Origin of the sequence: Burkholderia sp. BCC1208, from assembly GCF_902833095.1 — a bacterium.
In the GTDB taxonomy this organism is placed as follows: Bacteria; Pseudomonadota; Gammaproteobacteria; order Burkholderiales; family Burkholderiaceae; genus Burkholderia.
On record NZ_CADFDY010000004.1, the window covers coordinates 128,350 to 146,032 of the forward strand.

General features: G+C 65.5%; 15 protein-coding genes and 1 tRNA gene. 10 read left to right on the forward strand and 6 right to left on the reverse strand.

The window, feature by feature from the left end:
• Positions 1–75: 75 nt before the first annotated feature.
• From dprA to HWX09_RS10910, 3 genes are all read left to right on the forward strand, one after another.
• Positions 76–1,389, forward strand: a complete 1,314-nt coding sequence (gene dprA / locus HWX09_RS10900; protein WP_027785764.1) for a DNA-processing protein DprA — start codon at positions 76–78, stop codon at positions 1,387–1,389.
• 37 nt (positions 1,390–1,426) lie between these two features.
• Positions 1,427–1,807, forward strand: a complete 381-nt coding sequence (locus HWX09_RS10905; RefSeq protein WP_027785765.1) for a thioredoxin family protein — start codon at positions 1,427–1,429, stop codon at positions 1,805–1,807.
• A 151-nt stretch (positions 1,808–1,958) separates the two neighbouring features.
• The gene (locus tag HWX09_RS10910; RefSeq protein ID WP_027785766.1) at positions 1,959–4,556 is read left to right on the forward strand and encodes a DNA topoisomerase III; all 2,598 of its coding nucleotides are present in this window, start codon (positions 1,959–1,961) and stop codon (positions 4,554–4,556) included.
• A gap of 126 nt (positions 4,557–4,682) precedes the next feature.
• On the opposite strand, the gene HWX09_RS10915 is transcribed toward HWX09_RS10910, so the two are convergent.
• A complete protein-coding gene (locus HWX09_RS10915; protein ID WP_027785767.1) occupies positions 4,683–5,732 on the reverse strand; it encodes a LysR family transcriptional regulator in 1,050 nt (349 codons plus the stop codon).
• Between the two features lie 427 nt (positions 5,733–6,159).
• On the opposite strand from HWX09_RS10915, the gene HWX09_RS10920 reads away from it, so the two are divergent.
• Positions 6,160–7,173: a D-2-hydroxyacid dehydrogenase family protein gene (locus HWX09_RS10920; RefSeq protein ID WP_027785768.1), complete on the forward strand. Its 1,014-nt coding sequence runs from the start codon at positions 6,160–6,162 to the stop codon at positions 7,171–7,173.
• A 49-nt stretch (positions 7,174–7,222) separates the two neighbouring features.
• On the opposite strand, the gene HWX09_RS10925 is transcribed toward HWX09_RS10920, so the two are convergent.
• A complete protein-coding gene (locus HWX09_RS10925) occupies positions 7,223–8,089 on the reverse strand; it encodes a patatin-like phospholipase family protein (RefSeq protein WP_027785769.1) in 867 nt (288 codons plus the stop codon).
• Between the two features lie 8 nt (positions 8,090–8,097).
• Complete coding sequence (locus HWX09_RS10930) at positions 8,098–8,502, reverse strand: PaaI family thioesterase (protein ID WP_027785770.1); 405 nt, start codon at positions 8,500–8,502, stop codon at positions 8,098–8,100.
• A 190-nt stretch (positions 8,503–8,692) separates the two neighbouring features.
• Between HWX09_RS10930 and HWX09_RS10935 the strand changes: the two genes are divergently transcribed.
• The 4 genes from HWX09_RS10935 to HWX09_RS10950 all read left to right on the forward strand — a co-directional run bounded on the left by HWX09_RS10935 (position 8,693) and on the right by HWX09_RS10950 (position 11,922).
• Positions 8,693–8,768: transfer RNA gene (locus HWX09_RS10935), tRNA-Lys, on the forward strand.
• Between the two features lie 743 nt (positions 8,769–9,511).
• Positions 9,512–9,940 (forward strand): excisionase family DNA-binding protein, encoded by a 429-nt coding sequence (locus HWX09_RS10940; protein WP_325047957.1) that lies wholly within the window; start codon positions 9,512–9,514, stop codon positions 9,938–9,940.
• Between the two features lies 1 nt (position 9,941).
• On the forward strand, positions 9,942–10,523 hold the full coding sequence (locus tag HWX09_RS10945; RefSeq protein WP_027785772.1) for a PIN domain-containing protein: 582 nt from the start codon (positions 9,942–9,944) through the stop codon (positions 10,521–10,523).
• Between the two features lie 352 nt (positions 10,524–10,875).
• Positions 10,876–11,922, forward strand: coding sequence for a DUF3592 domain-containing protein (locus HWX09_RS10950; protein ID WP_027785773.1), 1,047 nt, complete (start codon positions 10,876–10,878; stop codon positions 11,920–11,922).
• Between the two features lie 36 nt (positions 11,923–11,958).
• Here HWX09_RS10950 and HWX09_RS10955 read toward each other — a convergent pair whose 3' ends face one another.
• A complete protein-coding gene (locus tag HWX09_RS10955) occupies positions 11,959–12,573 on the reverse strand; it encodes a CGNR zinc finger domain-containing protein (protein ID WP_027785774.1) in 615 nt (204 codons plus the stop codon).
• A gap of 81 nt (positions 12,574–12,654) precedes the next feature.
• On the opposite strand from HWX09_RS10955, the gene HWX09_RS10960 reads away from it, so the two are divergent.
• Entirely contained in the window at positions 12,655–13,470 is an 816-nt protein-coding gene (locus HWX09_RS10960) for an alpha/beta hydrolase (RefSeq protein WP_027785775.1), read from the forward strand.
• A gap of 171 nt (positions 13,471–13,641) precedes the next feature.
• Here the strand turns inward: HWX09_RS10960 and phnY are convergent, their stop codons facing one another.
• Positions 13,642–15,096 (reverse strand): phosphonoacetaldehyde dehydrogenase, encoded by a 1,455-nt coding sequence (gene phnY, locus HWX09_RS10965; RefSeq protein ID WP_027785776.1) that lies wholly within the window; start codon positions 15,094–15,096, stop codon positions 13,642–13,644.
• Positions 15,097–15,123: 27 nt separating this feature from the next.
• Positions 15,124–16,362 (reverse strand): phosphonoacetate hydrolase, encoded by a 1,239-nt coding sequence (gene phnA / locus HWX09_RS10970; protein WP_027785777.1) that lies wholly within the window; start codon positions 16,360–16,362, stop codon positions 15,124–15,126.
• 208 nt (positions 16,363–16,570) lie between these two features.
• On the opposite strand from phnA, the gene HWX09_RS10975 reads away from it, so the two are divergent.
• The gene (locus tag HWX09_RS10975) at positions 16,571–17,626 is read left to right on the forward strand and encodes a putative 2-aminoethylphosphonate ABC transporter substrate-binding protein (RefSeq protein ID WP_027785778.1); all 1,056 of its coding nucleotides are present in this window, start codon (positions 16,571–16,573) and stop codon (positions 17,624–17,626) included.
• Positions 17,627–17,683 lie beyond the last annotated feature (57 nt).

Sequence of the window (17,683 nt, forward strand, 5' to 3'; positions counted from 1 at the left end):
ATCACGCCTCCTGCAATCGGCCGGGCGCCTGCGCGCACGGCCCTGTCGAGTATTTCGGATGATGAAAATTTTATCATGGCGCCACGCACTGCGCTGGCCGCCGCATTCGAGGGCAGCCTCATGTCGCCGCAAGCGCTGACACCGTCCGCGCTGCGCACATGGCTGCAGCTCGCGCATGCGCCCGGTCTCTCGCCCGCCGTGTTGCAGGCGCTGCTCGCGGCATTCGGCTCGCCGGCGGCGTTGCTGTACGCGTCCGACCAGGCCATCGCCGCCGTGAGCAGCCCCGCCGCCGCGCAAGCCGTGCGCGCGAGCGAGCGCGACGATCTCGATACGCGCACCGACGCCGCGCTCGCCTGGCTCGACGGGCCGGGCAACGCGCTTGTCACGCTGAGCGATCCGGCCTATCCACCGCGGCTGCGCGACCTGCACGATCCGCCGCCGCTGCTATATGTAAAAGGGCGGCTCGACCTGCTGCACGCACGCGGCCTCGCCGTGGTCGGCAGCCGCCATGCGACGCCGCAGGGGCTCGCCGATGCAACGCATTTCGCCCACGCGTTGTCCGACGCCGGTCTCACGATCGTCTCGGGCCTTGCGCTCGGGATCGACGGCGCCGCGCATCGTGGCGGGCTCGACGGCCGGTCGGGCACCGTCGCGGTGATCGCGACGGGCTCCGATCTCGTCTATCCGGCCCGGCACCGCGCACTCGACCACGAGATCGCCGCGCACGGCGCGATCGTGTCCGAATGGCCGCTCGGCACGCCGGCCCGCGCCGCGCATTTTCCACAGCGCAACCGGCTGATCGCCGCGCTCGCGATCGGCGTGCTCGTCGTCGAGGCCGCCCCGCGCTCGGGCTCGCTGATCACCGCCCGGCTCGCGAACGAGATGGGGCGCGATGTGTTCGCGATGCCCGGTTCGATCCACGCGCCACTCGCGCAGGGCTGCCACGCGCTGATCGGCGACGGCGCAAAGCTCACCGCGGCGCCGCTCGACGTGCTCGAGGAATACGGGCTGGGCGAGCCGGCGGCGCGCACGACGGGCCGCGCGGCGCGGGCCGGCAACCCGCGCGCGAACCCCGGCGAAATCCGCGAATCCGGCCCTGCCGGCATCGCGCAAGCGGATCGCGCCGTCGCAGCCGCCGCGCCGCCCCGAATCGAAGCTCCGCCGCCGGGTGATCCATCGGAACAAGCGGTGCTCACCGCCCTCGGATATGGCCCCGTTACGTACGAATGGCTCGCCGAGCACAGTGGCCTGTCCGACGACGTGCTGCATGGCGCGCTGCTCGCGCTGGAACTGGCGGGCCGCATCGCGAGCGTCGCCGGCGGACGCTTCGCGCGGCTTGACGCGGCGCCCACCCCGTCCGCGCGGGGCGTGCTACATTTCCCGCCATAGGGGCGGCCCCGGCCGCCGACGATACCCAAGGAATTCCATGCCCGCGCTGAATCTCGACACCGATGCAGATCGGATCGCCGAGCGCCTCGCCGATCCCGGCACGTTGCTGGTCGCCTGCCTGTGCGCCGAGTGGTGCGGTACGTGCCGCGACTACCGGAGTGCCTTCGACCGGCTCGCCGACGCGCATCCGGACGCCTGCTTCGCCTGGATCGACATCGAAACCCATGCCGACCGGCTCGACGATCTCGACGTCGAGAATTTCCCGACCATCCTGATCGAGGATGCCCATACCGCGCGCTTCTTCGGCACGGTGCTGCCGCACGCGGCGATCGTCGAGCGCATGCTGTCCGACCTGAGCGCGGTGCCCGGTGTGCCGCACGCACCGAAATTGCGCGACGTCCTGAACGTCGAAGCCTGAATTCGCGGGCCGGCGCTTGCCGCCGTTGCGGCCCCCCTCTATGATGAGCCGCTTTTTACACGCCGAGCCGCCGTCGCTGCGGCGTGTGCTATAAAGCGGTCGTAAAAGGGACTCACAACCGGCGAACCCGGTCTACCACCACACACCTGTCATGTCCAAAGCACTGATCATTGCGGAAAAGCCTTCTGTCGCGAACGACATCGCACGCGCTTTGGGCGGCTTTACCAAGCATGACGAGTATTACGAAAGCGACGATTTCGTCCTTTCGTCAGCTGTCGGCCACCTGCTGGAAATCGCGGCCCCGGAGGAGTACGAGGTCAAGCGCGGGAAATGGAGCTTCGCGCATCTGCCCGTCATTCCCCCGCATTTCGACCTGAACCCGATCGCAAAAAGCGAGTCGCGCCTCAAGGTGCTCACGAAGCTGATGAAGCGCAAGGACGTCGACCGCCTGATCAACGCATGTGACGCGGGGCGCGAAGGCGAGCTGATTTTCCGCCTGATCGCGCAGCACGCGAAGGCGAAACAGCCGGTCCAGCGCCTGTGGCTGCAATCGATGACGCCGCAGGCCATCCGCGACGGCTTCGCGAACCTGCGCAGCGACTCGGACATGCAGCCGCTCGCCGACGCCGCACGCTGCCGCTCGGAAGCCGACTGGCTCGTCGGGATCAACGGCACCCGCGCGATGACCGCGTTCAACAGCAAGGGCGGCGGCTTCTTCCTGACCACCGTCGGCCGCGTTCAGACGCCAACGTTGTCGATCGTCGTCGAACGTGAAGAGAAAATCCGCCGCTTCGTCCCGCGCGACTACTGGGAAGTGAAAGCCGCATTCGCATGCGCGGGCGGCTTCTACGAAGGCAAGTGGTACGACCCGAAATTCAAGCGCGACGAATTCGATCCGGAACGGCGCGACTCCCGCCTGTGGAGCCTGCCGGCCGCCGAAACGATCGTCGCCGCCTGCCGCGACCAGGTCGGCACGGTGTCAGAGGAGTCGAAGCCGTCGACGCAACTGTCGCCGCTGCTGTTCGACCTGACGAGCCTGCAGCGCGAGGCGAACGGTCGCTTCGGCTTCTCCGCGAAGAACACGCTCGGCCTCGCCCAGGCGCTGTATGAAAAGCACAAGGTGCTGACCTACCCGCGTACCGATGCGCGCGCGCTGCCGGAAGACTACCTGTCGACGGTCGAGTCCACGCTCGAGATGCTCAAGGAGAGCAACAACTACCTGCCGCATGCGAAACAGGTGCTCGACAAGGGCTGGGTGAAGCCGAACAAGCGGATCTTCGACAACTCGAAGATCAGCGACCACTTTGCAATCATCCCGACGCTGCAGGCGCCGAAGTCGCTGTCCGAGCCGGAGCAGAAGCTGTACGACATGGTCGTGAAGCGCTTCCTCGCGGTGTTCTTCCCGGCAGCCGAATTCCGCGTGACGACCCGAATCACCGAAGTCGCCGGCCATCACTTCAAGACCGAAGGCAAGGTACTCGTCGAGCCGGGCTGGCTGCAGGTGTATGGCCGCGATGCCGAAGGCGCGGACGCGAACCTCGTGCCGGTGCAGAAGAACGAGAAGGTGAAGACGGACGAGATCGCCGCCGTCGCGCTGGTGACGAAGCCGCCCGCACGCTACTCGGAAGCGACGCTGCTGTCCGCGATGGAAGGCGCGGGCAAGCTGGTCGAGGACGACGAGCTGCGCGAGGCGATGGCCGCGAAGGGCCTCGGCACGCCGGCCACGCGCGCGGCGATCATCGAAGGCCTGCTCGGCGAGAAGTATCTGCTGCGCGAAGGCCGCGAACTGATCCCGACCGCGAAGGCATTCCAGCTGATGACGCTGCTGCGCGGCCTCGGCGTGAAGGAACTCACGGCGCCCGAGCTCACCGGCGAATGGGAATACAAGCTGTCGCAGATGGAGCGCGGCAATCTCGGCCGCGACGCGTTCATGCAGGAAATCGCCCGCATGACGCAGCAGATCGTCAAGCGCGCGAAGGAATACGATTCCGACACGATCCCCGGCGACTACGCGACCCTCCAGACACCGTGCCCGAACTGCGGTGGCCAGGTGAAGGAAAACTACCGCCGCTTCGCGTGCACGAAGTGCGAATTCTCGATCTCGAAGATTCCGGGCAGCCGGCAATTCGAGATCCCGGAAGTCGAGGAGCTGCTGCAGAAGAAGGAAATCGGGCCGCTGTCGGGGTTCCGCAGCAAGATGGGCCGCCCGTTTTCGGCGATCCTCAAGCTGTCCTTCGACGACGAGACGAAGAACTACAAGCTCGAGTTCGATTTCGGCCAGGACCAGGGCGGCGAGGACGGCGAAGCGCCCGACTTCTCCGCGCAGGAACCGGTCGGCGCGTGCCCGAAGTGCAAGGGCCGCGTGTTCGAGCACGGGATGAGCTACGTGTGCGAGCACTCGGTGGCGAACCCGAAGACCTGCGATTTCCGCTCGGGCAAGGTGATCCTGCAGCAGGAAATCACGCGCGAGCAGATGGGCAAGCTGCTGGCCGACGGCCGCACGGATCTGCTGCCGAACTTCAAGTCGTCGCGCACCGGCCGCAACTTCAAGGCGTTCCTCGTGAAGCAGCCGGACGGCAAGATCGGCTTCGAGTTCGAGAAGAAGGAGCCGAAGGCCGCCGCCGCGAAGAAGACGGCCAAATCGGCGGCGAAGGATGCCGAAACCGTGACCGAAGGCGCCGAAGAGAAACCGGCACCGGCACGCAAGACCGCCGCTCGCAAGACGACGGCGCGCAAGACGGGTTCGTGACGGCCCGGCCGCCGGGCGCCGCTTGCGGCGCGTCCGGCGCCGGCACGCAGCCATAAAAAAACGCGGATCGATCGATCCGCGTTTTTTCTTTGTGCCGGCCTGCGCGCGACCGGGGGCGCCGAGCCGTTACAGCGGCGACGGCACCGCCACGCGCGTGCGCGGCGAGCGCGCAAGACGCGGCTGCAGGTTCGGATCGGTCGATTCGGGCTGCTCGGCCCGCATCTCGACGCCGATCGGCGGCAGCATCGCGGCCTGTGCGGCCCACTGCTCACCCATCGTCGCGTCGGTCGAATGGCTGAAATGCTCGACGAGGTGGTCGATGAACGTGCGCACCTTGGCAGGCAGGTGGCGCCGGCTCGGGTAGGCGATGTTGATCTCGACCTGCGGCAGCCGGAATTCCGGCAGCAGCCGCACCAGCGCGCCGCGCGCGATGTCGCTGCCGATCAGGTAGCTCGGCAGGATCGCGACGCCCATTCCGAGCAACGCGAACTGGCGCAGCATCGCGGTGTTGTTCGCGACGATCACGTTGGTCGGGCGCACGCGCACTTCGCCGTCCGGCCCGGTGAACACGCGCTCGTCGCCCCAGTATTCGGTCGGCAGGCTCAAGGCCGGATGCTCGGCGAGCTGTTCCGGATGAATCGGCACGCCGTGCTTCTCCAGATAGCTCGGCGTCGCGCACACGGTCATGCAACCGGTGGTCAGGCGCCGCGTGACGATGCTCGCGCTGCGCATCTGGCGCGTGACGACGATGCCGACGTCGAAGCCTTCCTCCACGAGATCGACCTGCCGGTCGACCAGCGTGAGATCCGGCACCACTTTCGGGAAATTCTCCGTGTACGACTGCAGCACGGGAGCGAGGTTGTGCAGGCCGAACACGACCGGCGCAACGATGCGCAGCGTGCCGACCGGCTCGTGATTGCGTGCGACGACCATCTGCTCGACGTCCTCGAGCTCGTCGAGGATCTGGCGGGCACGCTCCAGATAGACCTGACCCGACTCCGTCAGGGAGAGGCTGCGCGTGGTGCGGTTGAGCAAACGCGTGCCGAGCCGGCCTTCCAGATCGGCGACGTGGCGCGTCGCGACCGCGTTGGAGATATCCATTGCGCTCGCGGCCCGCGCGAAACTGCCGAGATCTGCAACCTTGACGAACACGCGCATCGACTGCAAATGATCCATAAACGACTCCTGCCGCTGTTACAACTTCAAAAAGTTGAAGCCTATGCGTAATTCTCCTACGACAGCGGAAATGATGCAGAGTTGCTCAACAACGGGGCTGTTGACGATAAAAATAGTCAAAAATCCTCGGCTTCCGCGGATAGTTGATCCAATTATTCTGCTTGAAGCAACAATTGGGTGAACCTCGTCGAGTAAGCGACCGAATCAGAAAGGACATATTTGATGCGACACAACAGCGCACCCCTTCGTCCGGCGTGCGCGCGGCGCGGAGGATGGCTGCGCCGATTGCGGCGGAGCGTAACAACCTGTTAAAAAGACCCCACGAAGGCGGCCGACGTAGCATCATGTCGGCCCCGGCCGGGCGGAACGGGCGCGCAAGGTGCGCCGCTGCCCGCCCCGCTTTCAACGCGCGACACCCCCGTTCACCATGAAAATTGCCATTCTCGATGACTACCAGGACGCCGTCCGCAAGCTGAACTGCTTCGAGATGCTCGCCGGACACGACGTAAAGGTCTTCAACAATACGGTGCGCGGCCTGGGACAGCTCGCCAGCCGTCTGGCGGAAGTCGAGGCGCTCGTGCTGATTCGTGAACGGACCCCGATTACTTCACAGCTGCTCGCGAAGCTGCCGAACCTGCGCATGATCAGCCAGACCGGCCGTGTGTCGAGCCACATCGATCTCGACGCGTGTACCGACCGCGGCATCGCGGTGCTCGAAGGCACCGGTTCGCCGGTCGCGCCGGCCGAGCTGACCTGGGCGCTCGTGATGGCCGCCCAGCGCCGCATCCCGCAGTACGTCGCGAACCTGAAGCAAGGCGCGTGGCAGCAGTCGGGCCTGAAGACGTCGGCGCTGCCGCCGAACTTCGGCCTCGGCCAGGTGCTGCGCGGCCAGACGCTCGGCATCTGGGGCTACGGCAAGATCGGCCGGCTCGTCGCCGGTTACGGCAAGGCGTTCGGGATGAACGTGCTGATCTGGGGCCGCGAGCATTCGCTCGAAGCCGCGCGCGCCGACGGCTACACGGCCGCCGAGAGCCGCGAAGCGCTGTTCGAGCAGAGCGACGTGCTGTCGCTGCACCTGCGCCTGCACGACGACACGCGCGGGATCGTGACGCAGGAAGACCTGATGCGGATGAAGCCGACGTCGCTGCTCGTCAACACGAGCCGCGCCGAGCTGCTCGAGGAAAACGCGCTCGTCAACGCGCTGTCGCACAACCGTCCGGGGATGGTCGCGATCGATGTGTTCGAGAGCGAGCCGATCCTGCAGGGCTACAGCCTGCTGCGGATGGAAAACGTGATCTGCACGCCGCACATCGGCTACGTCGAACGCGAAAGCTACGAGCTGTATTTCAGTGCCGCCTTCCGCAACATTCTCGCGTTCGACGACGGCGACATGTCGAGCGTCGCGAACCCGGAAGCGCTGACGCCGATCCGCAAGCGCTGATCGCACGGGCCGCGCACGTCGCGCGGCCCCGTTGCTCCATTCCCGATCGTCAGGCGGCCGCGCGGCCGCCCGTCATCGCGCCGACCCGCGAGAGAAAATGCTCGCCGTCGCGCCGCCCGAGATCGTACGCATGCCGCATCTGCGACGGGCTCGTGTAATCCCAGCTCGAAATCGGCACCTTGCTCGACGGCTGCACATACAGCCGCCGCTGGTCGCCATGCGCGACCGTGAACATTTGCGGACGCGGATACAGCCGCGTGACGAGCACCAGCACGTCGCCCGGCGACGGGTCGAGCGCATCGACCGGCACGTTGTCGACCATCCCGCCGTCGAGCACCGGCCGGCCGCCGCGCCGCAGCACCGGCGTGAACGGCGGCGTGCAGGACGACTGCAGGATCAGGTCGGCGAGTTCGTCTACTTGCGTGCAGGCTTGCGCGCGCACGAATTCGGGCCGGAAACCGAGCGTGCGCCCGAGCGTCGGGTGCAGCGTCTTGCGCACGTACTTTTCGATGTTGTACGCGACGAGGCCGGCGGCGACCGCGCTGCGCGCGCCGAGCCAGCGCGGCACGTGTGACACGCCTATGCGGATCTCCGGCGCCGCGGCGAGCTTCGCGAACGGCTCGCCGTAGATGTCGAGCAACGCCTGACGATAGATCCGGTAGTGCGGAAACACCGGCTCGCGACCGAACAGGTTGCCCCAGTACGCGTTCTTCCGGTTGTGGCGCAGCGCCTCTTCGTAATAGCGCATCACCCACGCGGCGTCGCGCGTATACAGCATGCACGCCGTGGCCGCGCCGGCCGAGATGCCGGTGATCACGCGCGGGCGCAGGCCAAGAGCCGGCTGCGCGACGTCCCAGAAGCCGGCCTGCCACCAGCACCGATTGCCGCCGCCCGCAAAGACGATCTGGTCGAACATCGCGCCGCTCAGCTGACGAGCGCGTAGGTCGACGTCGCGTGGACCGCCATCTTGCCGTCCTCGTCGAACAGCTCGACTTCGCCGAACACGAGGTTGCGGCCCATCCGCAGCACGCGCGCGGTGACGAGCACGTCGCCCTTGCGCACAGGACGCATGAAGTTCGTGTTCAGTGACACCGTCGTCATCGGCCGGAATTCGCCGAGCGCGGCCGAGATCGCCACCACCATCGCGGTGTCGGCGGCCGCCGTGAACACCTGGCCGCAGATCACGCCGCCCGAATGGCGGAATTCGCCGGAAAACGGCAGGCGCAGCGTGACGCTGTCGTCGCCGATCGACACGGGGACCAGACCCAGCGAGCGGACCCACGGGGCCAGCAGGCGATCCAGCAATTCGCGGACTGCGTTTTCGTCCATCTTCGAATGTCCAGAAAGCGTTGCGCGACCGCCGCGCAGCGCGTGTGGCGTCATCATACCGGGAGCGCGCAAACTGCGACCGCTCGTTATCGCGCTGACAGCCGCCGTTGTCTTGACGAAATATTTTCAGGAAATTGGCACAAAGGGCTTGCCAAGTCTGAAATACTCACGCATAATCTTTCTTCTGTTGGGGGCGTTAGCTCAGTTGGTAGAGCAGCGGACTCTTAATCCGTAGGTCGAGTGTTCGAGTCACTCACGCCCCACCAGGAATTCCAAAGGCCGGTCAGCAAAAGCTGACCGGCCTTTTTCTTTTCCGACTGTCGACGAAGCGTCAATCGACTGTTTGCCCTACGGTTCGCGATTGGCTGTAGCTCGGTGCGTCTATCACTTCCGCACTTGATCCCGTTGAACGTGCAACGCTTTTTCGTCACTCAGCAACTTCCCCAAGCCATCCCTGGGCTTTGCTTCTCAGCCGCCTTATCGGGATAACAATGGAGCAACGGGTAAAATCGATTTGCCCCGTCAGCAACTGAACAAGCCCCGACGAATCGACTCGCCGCCGAGATTCGATCGCCCAGATGCACCGGCAAGTAGTGCCTTGGCCGATCTTTCCTAATAGGGCCGTGCCGGTTTCCGCCGCTTTGCTTCCCATGCCAATCGCAATGGTTTAAGCGCTCGAAACCCAGCACCCGTACCGGTTGGAGGCCTCACAAACGTCAAACCGGCCCTGTGATTCGCGGCCAAGCCCGCCCGCGCTGGATAGTGATAACCAGCGATCCTGCCTCGTGCCCGCACGCAGCCGCCATCGGTGCGCTCCGCACTGTGCAGCGCGATCATTTGTGAGCATGACCGACAACCAGTTGTTGCACATGTTGCATTTATTGCAGATAGGCGCTACGCTTGCAATCGCAGCGCTGCGATTGCAAGCGTAGCGCCTATCTGGTTTTTGACTTTGAGAGAGGAATATATGCGCACCGTAGAGCGGATTCGGGAGATGACGCCACCGGAGATGACCAAGAAGGACCTCGAAATGGCAAGCGTTGCACAACGCTGCATCATGGAAGCCCTGGATCATTCGCGCGCGGCAAAAATCACCCTGACGACTGATGCCGGAGACCATCCAACTATCGCCCTCCCACCAGCCTCACTGAAACTCATCGGGCAACTGCTCGGCGCTATAAGCGAGGGCCAGCCGATCACCATCATGAGAGCAGATCGCGAATTTACGACCGTGGAGGCCGCCAACTTCCTCAACGTATCGCGTCCATTCGTGATCAAGGAAATCGAGGCGGGCAGGCTCAAACATCGCATGGTCGGCACGCACCGGCGGATCGCACTTGAGGATCTTAACGAGTACGCACGCCAAATGCGCGAAAAGCAAGTGGCGGCACTGGATCGGCTGGCAGAGAACGCCGAAAAACTAGGGCTGGATTACTGACATGGCCGGTCACGTACGTTATACGGCCCTGCTCGATGCGTGCGTGCTGTTTCCTATTGCGGTTGCCGACTCCCTCATGAGTCTCGCAACCGCGGGACTCTTTGCTGCGAAGTGGACTCAATGCATCGAGCAGGAATGGATCACTAACCTGGAAACGCTTCGGCCTGAGCTCGCAGGCAGACTCGAAATACGGCGAGATGGCATGCGGGACGCCGTGCTGGATTGGGAAGTGCCCGAATCCGCATGGACCCCGCTCGTTGCAAACATGAGCCTCCCCGATCCTGGCGACAGGCATGTATTGGCAGCGGCCATCGCGGGCCATGCCGATTGCATCGTGACGGCCAATCTAAAGGATTTCCCAGCCGAGAGCGTCGGCCCGTATGGAATCGAAGTCATCCATCCAGACCGCTTCATCATCAATCAATGGGATCTGGACTACATCTCCACCATGTCGGCATTCAAAGGCATGCGGAGACGATGGAAAAATCCGAAAGCAAGCCCGGAGGACTTCGCCCAAGCGCTTGAACGCAATGGCTTGCCAGCGACGGCGCAGCGTATTCGTGACGCAGCCGAGTTGATTTAGATCGCAATCGACCATTCGCAGCGAGGCTTGGACTCGACAGGAATTCTGCCCCTTGCAAAAACGACGGTTCGTAGATGCGAGCGACAAATATATGACTGATTCCAAACAAGTTTATGCATACCACTTAATCCGTAGGTCAAGTGTTCGAGTCACTCACGCCCCACCAGGAATTCCAAAGGCCGGTCAGCGAAAGCTGACCGGCCTTTTTCGTTTTGGCGCGCCGCACTCACGGCGCGCGCCTTTCGCGGTACGTCACCGCACGCCCGTTGCGCATCGTTTCCGCTAGAATCGTCCGACAAATATCACACGACCGGCGCAGGTATCGTCGCCTGCCCGCCGGCACTGAGAGAACATGGGACGTCAGACATGGAAGCATGTGAACGAGACGCGACCATTCAGAGGGCATGGTTGCATCAATATCGGCCTGTCCGTCGAGATGAGCCGCTCATCCGGGCACAACCAAATCCGCACGACGCACGAACCGGATCAAGTCATGCCCGGTAAGGACGCGCTGGTCGCGCTGATGATCGGTGTCATCCTGTCCGTGCTGGCCGGCGTACTCGCCATCACGGCAAGCCGGGAACCCGGCCGCCTGGTCCGCGCGCCGGGCACGGTCGTGCGTATCGTCCAGGACAGCGATGCGATGCGCGCTTACCGGCCGATCGTCGCGTACCTCGCGAACGACGGCCGCCGCCGCGAAGTCGCCGGCAATACCGCCTCGACGGTCCCCGCATACGACATCGGCGAAAACGTCGATGTCCTGGTCGATCCCGACCACCCCGAGCGCCCCGCGCTGATCGACGATTTCACCCAACGCTGGTTTCCGGTGGCCGTGCCGGCGCTGCTCGCCGTCGCGTCGTTCGCGATCGGCAGCCTGCTGATCGCCGGCGAGCGTCGCCGCCGGCAATCGGAGCCGGCGCGGCCCCGCGTCGCACGCAAGGCGGCACGGCGCCGCTGGGATGTCGCGATCGTGCTAATCCCGATCGCGATCGGCACGGGCTTCGTCGCCGGGGCCGGCGCGGCCGGCCTGCGTCAGTGGCAGATCGTCCACCACTATGCGCGCTCGACCGGCCATGTGGTCGAGATCGCGAAAAACGGACGGTCGTCGCGGTCGCGCATGTCGCTGTATTCGGCCATCGTCGCGTTCACGACCGACAGCGGGCGGCTGATCACGTTCGCCCAGGGCTCGGCGTCGTCGCACCCGGATCTGCACGAAGGCGACGCGGTCAGCGTGCTGTACGATCCCGTCACCCCCGAGCGTGCGCTCGTCGACCGCTTCTGGGATCGCTGGGGCCTCACGGCCATCCTGTTCGCGATCGGCGCGCCGTTCCTGGCAGCGGGGCTGTTCGTCGCCGCGACGTTATGGCCCGACCTCCGGCCGCACGAAACGGCACCATGACGCACGCGCGGTGCGGCAGCCGTCGCGACGCGCACGTCACCGCTCCCTGAACGCCTCCACCTTCGCGCGATTCCCGCAGGTGCGCATGTCGCACCACCGCCGCCCGACGCCGCGGCCGCGATCGACGAAGAACCACGTACACCGGCCGCACTGCCGCACGCGCGCGAAATCATCGCTGCGCATCAGATGCTCGAAACCGAGCGCGACCGCATCGATCCAGCGCGACGCGGCGCGCGCATCGGGCCGCCACGCGAAGCGGCCGCCGACCGCGTCGAACGCGCTGCGCCCGATCGCGTCGCGGATCGCCACCGCGAGCCGGTCCGCCGCGCGCGCCCCCGCGCTGCCGCCGCCGTCGGCCGTCAGGTGCGCGATTGCGACGTACGCGTCGTCGCGAAAGCGGTGCAGCGCCGCCAGCTCGTCCGGGCCGTCCTGGCGCGGGTGACGCAGCAGCCGCGCCAGATCGTCGGGCGCCAGCAACCCCGCTTTCCCGGCCCATGCGCGCACGGCCGGCCAGTCAACGAGCTTGTCTTCGTCGCGCGTCTTGCCGGTGTCGGCCACCGTGTTGAGGAAGTCGAGCGCCGGATGGCCGCCGACGAAATCGGCCGCGCTCCATTCATGCCCGTGTCGAGCGGGGTCGGATCGAGTAACCATTTATTTCCGCCTATCGGTTTCACATCCGGAGCATCCGGCGTAACCTGTTAACCACCGAAACAGGTTATCACGGAGAAGCCGATGCTCGAACTCCCGAACCGCTTCAATTTCGAAGGCCACTCGATTGCATGGGGCACACTCGGCGAAGGCCCGCCGCTGGTGCTCGTGCACGGCACGCCGTTTTCGTCGCAGGTATGGCGCCGGATCGCGCCGTGGCTCGCACGGCGCCATCGCGTGTATTTCTACGACCTGCTCGGCTACGGCCAGTCCGACATGCCGGACGCGGACGTGTCGCTGGGCCGTCAGAACGCGCTGTTCGGCGCGCTGCTGAACGAATGGAAACTCGCGCGGCCGCGCGTGCTCGCGCACGACTACGGCGGCACGACCGTGCTGCGCGCGCACTTTCTCGATGGCATCGCGTATGCGGATCTCACGCTTGTGAACCCGGTCGCGATCGCGCCGCAAGGCTCGCCGTTCGTGCGCCACGTCGCGCAGCACGAAGCCGCGTTCGCCGGCTTGCCCGCGTACGCGCATCGTGCACTCCTGTCGGCCTATCTCGGCAATGCGGTCGCGCAGCCGTTGAGCGATGACGTGCTGTCGATCTACCGTGCACCATGGCTCACGCCGGCCGGCCAGGCCGCGTTCTATCGTCAGATCGCGCAGATGCGCCAGCGCTACATCGAGGAAGCGGAGGCCCGCTACGCGCCGCCGGACTTTCCGGTGCGCATCGTGCGGGGCGAGGACGACGTGTGGATTCCGCGCGAGCAAGGACAAGCCCTGGCCGATCGCATCGCGAACGGCAAGCTGATCCGGGTCCCGCGCGCGGGCCATCTGGTTCAGGAAGATGCGCCGGAAGCGATCGTGGCGGCCGTGCTCGACGGGTACGCGCCGGGCTGAGCCGGCACCGCGTCTCGCGTCACGAGGCCGGCACGCGGGTGCCGTTCGAGCGGCCCGCGAATTCTACCGACGCGTCGAGGTGCGCCAAAAACGCAAATCGGCGAACGACATGAGCCGATCGAATAACGCTCGCGCCAGCTGCGATGCCGGCGCGAGCGCGTTGCACGCCACTTACCACGGCAACGAATACGTCTTCGTATTCGTGAAGCTCTTCATCGCCTCCTGCACGCCTTCCTTGTACCCGAGCCCCGAATCCTTCACGCCGCCGAACGGCGTCAGTTCGAGTCGATAGCCCGGCACCTCGCGCACGTTCACGCTGCCGACTTCCAGCTCGGTGATGAAGCGCGTGATGTGGTCGAAGCGATTCGTGCACACCGACGACGACAGCGCGTAGTCGGTGCTGTTCGACATCCGGATCGCTTCGTCGATGTCGCGAAAGCGCATGATCGGCGACACCGGGCCGAAGGTTTCATGCTTCACCAGCGGCATGTCGGGCGTCACGCGATCGACGACGGTCGGCGAATACAGCGCACCCTCGCGCACGTTGCCGACCAGCAGCCGCGCCCCGCGCGCGATCGCGTCGTTCACCTGCTGCTCGCAGAATTTCGCGGCCGCTTCGTCGATCACCGTGCCCATGTCGACCGACGGATCGGACGGATTGCCGTACGACCATGCGCGCGTTTTCTCGACGACCAGCTCCGTGAAGCGATCGGCTACCGCCTCGTGCACGAGCATCCGCTTGATCGCCGTGCAGCGCTGCCCCGAATTCTTGTACGAGCCAGACACCGCGAGCGTGCTCGCTTCGTCGAGATCGGCGTCTTCCATCACGATGATCGGATCGTTGCCGCCGAGTTCCAGCACCGCGCGCCGGTAGCCCATCCGCGCGGCGATCGACTTGCCGATCGACACGCCGCCGGTGAACGTGATCATGTCGATCGCCGGGTTCGTGATCAGCTCGTCGGCGATCTCCTTCGGGTCGCCGGTGATCACCTGCAGCATCTGCGGCGGCAGGCCGGCTTCGTACAGGATGTCCGCGAAGAGGTAGCACGACAGCGGCACCTTCTCCGACGGCTTCACGACGATCCGGTTGTTGGTCGCCACCGACGGCACGATCTTGTGCGCGACCTGGTTCATCGGATGATTGAACGGCGTGATCGCCGAAATCACGCCGAGCAGCGGGTCGCGCTGCGTGTACACGCGGCGCTTCTTGCCGTGTGGCGTCAGATCGCACGAGAAGATCTGCCCGTCGTCCTTCAGCACTTCGCCGGCGCCGAACGTCAGCACGTCGGCCACGCGGCCGGCTTCGTACGTCGAGTCCTTGATGCACAAGCCGGCCTCGGCCGTGATGAGTGCCGCGATCTGCGCGGTGCGCGCGCGCACGATGTCGGCCGCGCGGCGCAGGATCGCCGCGCGGTCGTGCCGCGTGAGCGTCGGCCGGTACGCACGTGCGACCGCGAACGCGCGGCGCACGTCGTCGAGCGTCGCCTTCGGCACGGTGCCGACCAGCGAGCCGTCGTACGGGTTGCGCACGTCGATCACCGCGTCGCGGTAGATCTTTTCTCCATCGATTCGCAGTGCTTCACGATGAAGCGTGCCGACGTCCGATGATTCTGCAATGGCGTTCATGAGTGTCTCCTGGCGGATGCGTCCGCGTCACTGCAGATGGTTGAGCGCGATGTCGATGATGTCGAAGTTGCGTAGCCGCGCGCGGCCCGTGACGTCGGTCGCGACCGGCTTGCTGAAGATCAGCGGCACGATCTGCTCGGAGATCCCGCCGTGCGAGCGCAGCGGCACGTCGAGGCCCGACAGGTCGTGCTTGATGCGGCGCGTGCCGAGCACGACGTCCTGCTTCGAGATCACGATCAGGTCACCCATGCGCGCGGGCGGCAGCTCGAAGCGCGCGCAGCCTTCGGCGCCCGTCAGCACGACCTCGATGCCGTCCACCGCGGCGAGCCGCGCGCGCAGCGCATCGGTGTCGGCCGTCGCCGGCACGTAGACGGTCGCGAACGAGCCGAGCGCACCGTGGTGCACGACGTACGGGTCGGTGATCGGCAGGATCACGCGCGCCGCATCGTGGCCGAGCCATTCGTCGAACAGCTCCTGCAGGTAGACCACGTTCGGCTCGCCGGTCGCGTCGTCGTGCTTCGCGTTCATCCCGTGATCGGCGGTGATCGCGACGATCGCGCCGAGTTCGTCGAGACGCTGCAGATACGTGTCCATCATCGCGTAGAACGCGTTCGCGCCGGGCGTGCCGGGCGCGCACTTGTGCTGCACGTAGTCGGTGGTCGACAGGTACATCAGGTCGATCGGGCGCGTCTCGAGCAGGCGCACGCCGGCGGCGAACACGAACTCCGACAGGTCCGCGCTGTAAACGCTCGGCACCGGCTTGCCGACCAGTTCGAGCACGTCGTCGATGCCGTTTTCCTCGATGCTCGCTTCGTCGGCCTTCTCCGACGAGAAGCAGATGCCCTTCAGCCCCTTGCCGAGCAGGCGGCGCAGCTTGTCCTTCGCGGTGACGACCGCGACGCGCGCGCCCTGTTCGGCGAAGGTCGCGAGCACGGTGGGCGCGACCAGGTACTTCGGATCGTTCATCAGCACCTCGGCGCCGGTGTCGCGATCGTAGAAGTAGTTGCCGCTTATCCCGTGGATCGCCGGCGGCACGCCGGTGACAATCGACAGGTTGTTCGGGTTCGTGAAGCTCGGCACCACGCACTCGCCCTTGAGCGCGGTGCCCGGCTTCAGCAATGTGCGCAGGAACGGCGCGACGCCGGCCTCGGCCGCTTCCTCCAGATATTCGTATGCGCAGCCATCGACGCAAACCACCACCACGGGACGGCTCATCCAGTTGTAGCGGCGGCCGTTCACTTCCACGGATACAGGCGTTTCAGTCATGACGTTCATTCCTTTCAGGTCGAAGGGGTGAGCCGTCGGCGCCCGCGTCGCGCCGAAGGGAGGTGTTTTCCATGCTTGACATTAAAATTGATGATTTGTAGATTGTCAACAACATGCAGAGAACAGAAAGCAAAACAACGTTGCAGCAAGAGGGTTGGTCTCCACTCATCCGCCGTGTGCCGCGGCGCCACAGTCAAGGGGTCTGAAGATGAACGAGGTGCTGATAAAGAAGCGTTTGAACGCATGGGCGGCGGGCGCGGCCCGTATCGCGCTGGCCGCGGCGATGGCGGTCGGCGCCGCGCAGGCCGCGCACGCCAAGACGTCGCTGCTGGTCTACACCGCGCTGGAAGACGAGGCGATGAAGCCCTACAAGGACGCGTTCGAGAAGGCGAACCCCGATATAGAGATCCGCTGGGTGCGCGACTCGACCGGCTCGGTCACCGCGAAGCTGCTCGCGGAGAAGAACAACCCGCGCGCGGACGTCGTGCTCGGCCTCGCCGCGTCGAGTCTCACGTTGCTCGACCTGCAAGGCATGCTGATGCCGTACACGCCGAAGGGCTTCGACCAGCTCACGCGCAAGTACAGCGACGCGAACACGCCGCCGCACTGGGTCGGCATGGACGTGTGGGGCGCGACGATCTGCTACAACCGCGTCGCCGCGCAAGCGAAGAACATCCCGAAGCCGACGTCGTGGGAAGACCTGACGAAGCCGGTCTACAAAGGCGCGATCGTGATGCCGAGCCCGGTGTCGTCGGGCACCGGCTACCTCGACGTGACAGCGTGGCTGCAGACCTTCGGCGACGACAAAGGCTGGAAATTCATGGACGCGCTCGACAAGAACGTCGCGCAGTACGTGCACTCGGGCTCGAAGCCGTGCACGCTCGCCGGCACCGGCGAATTCCCGATCGGCATCTCGTTCGAGTTCCGCGGGCACGAACTGCAGGCGCAGGGCGCGCCGATCGATCTCGTGTTCCCGAAGGAAGGGCTCGGCTGGGACATGGAAGGCACGGCGATCATGAAGACGACGAAGCAGCCCGACGCCGCGAGGAAGCTCGCCGACTTCATGGCGAGCAAGGAAGCGAACCAGATCACCGCGCGCTGGTGGGCGATCGTCGCGTATCCGGGCGTGGCGCGAAAGCTGGCCGGCATCCCCGACAACTACTCGGATCTGCTCGTGAAGAACGACTTCGTGTGGTCGGCGAAGAACCGCCAGTCGATCCTCGATACGTGGCAGAAGCGTTACGGGGCGAAAGCGCAGCAATAACGCCGCAACCCACAGCGGGGCCGCGCCGCGCGCCGCCCCGCCTTCCCCTTTCCGTCG

Bases quoted from the DNA above. Each gene is read 5' to 3' on its own strand.
- dprA (WP_027785764.1), top strand. From the start codon at position 76: ATGGCGCCACGCACTGCGCTGGCCGCCGCATTCGAGGGCAGCCTCATG.
- HWX09_RS10915 (WP_027785767.1), bottom strand. From the start codon at position 5,732: ATGGATCATTTGCAGTCGATGCGCGTGTTCGTCAAGGTTGCAGATCTC.
- HWX09_RS10950 (WP_027785773.1), top strand. From the start codon at position 10,876: ATGGGACGTCAGACATGGAAGCATGTGAACGAGACGCGACCATTCAGA.
- HWX09_RS10960 (WP_027785775.1), top strand. From the start codon at position 12,655: ATGCTCGAACTCCCGAACCGCTTCAATTTCGAAGGCCACTCGATTGCA.
- HWX09_RS10945 (WP_027785772.1), top strand. From the start codon at position 9,942: ATGGCCGGTCACGTACGTTATACGGCCCTGCTCGATGCGTGCGTGCTG.
- phnA (WP_027785777.1), bottom strand. From the start codon at position 16,362: ATGACTGAAACGCCTGTATCCGTGGAAGTGAACGGCCGCCGCTACAAC.
- HWX09_RS10975 (WP_027785778.1), top strand. From the start codon at position 16,571: ATGAACGAGGTGCTGATAAAGAAGCGTTTGAACGCATGGGCGGCGGGC.
- HWX09_RS10940 (WP_325047957.1), top strand. From the start codon at position 9,512: ATGACCAAGAAGGACCTCGAAATGGCAAGCGTTGCACAACGCTGCATC.
- HWX09_RS10920 (WP_027785768.1), top strand. From the start codon at position 6,160: ATGAAAATTGCCATTCTCGATGACTACCAGGACGCCGTCCGCAAGCTG.
- HWX09_RS10905 (WP_027785765.1), top strand. From the start codon at position 1,427: ATGCCCGCGCTGAATCTCGACACCGATGCAGATCGGATCGCCGAGCGC.
- HWX09_RS10955 (WP_027785774.1), bottom strand. From the start codon at position 12,573: ATGGTTACTCGATCCGACCCCGCTCGACACGGGCATGAATGGAGCGCG.
- phnY (WP_027785776.1), bottom strand. From the start codon at position 15,096: ATGAACGCCATTGCAGAATCATCGGACGTCGGCACGCTTCATCGTGAA.
- HWX09_RS10925 (WP_027785769.1), bottom strand. From the start codon at position 8,089: ATGTTCGACCAGATCGTCTTTGCGGGCGGCGGCAATCGGTGCTGGTGG.
- HWX09_RS10910 (WP_027785766.1), top strand. From the start codon at position 1,959: ATGTCCAAAGCACTGATCATTGCGGAAAAGCCTTCTGTCGCGAACGAC.
- HWX09_RS10930 (WP_027785770.1), bottom strand. From the start codon at position 8,502: ATGGACGAAAACGCAGTCCGCGAATTGCTGGATCGCCTGCTGGCCCCG.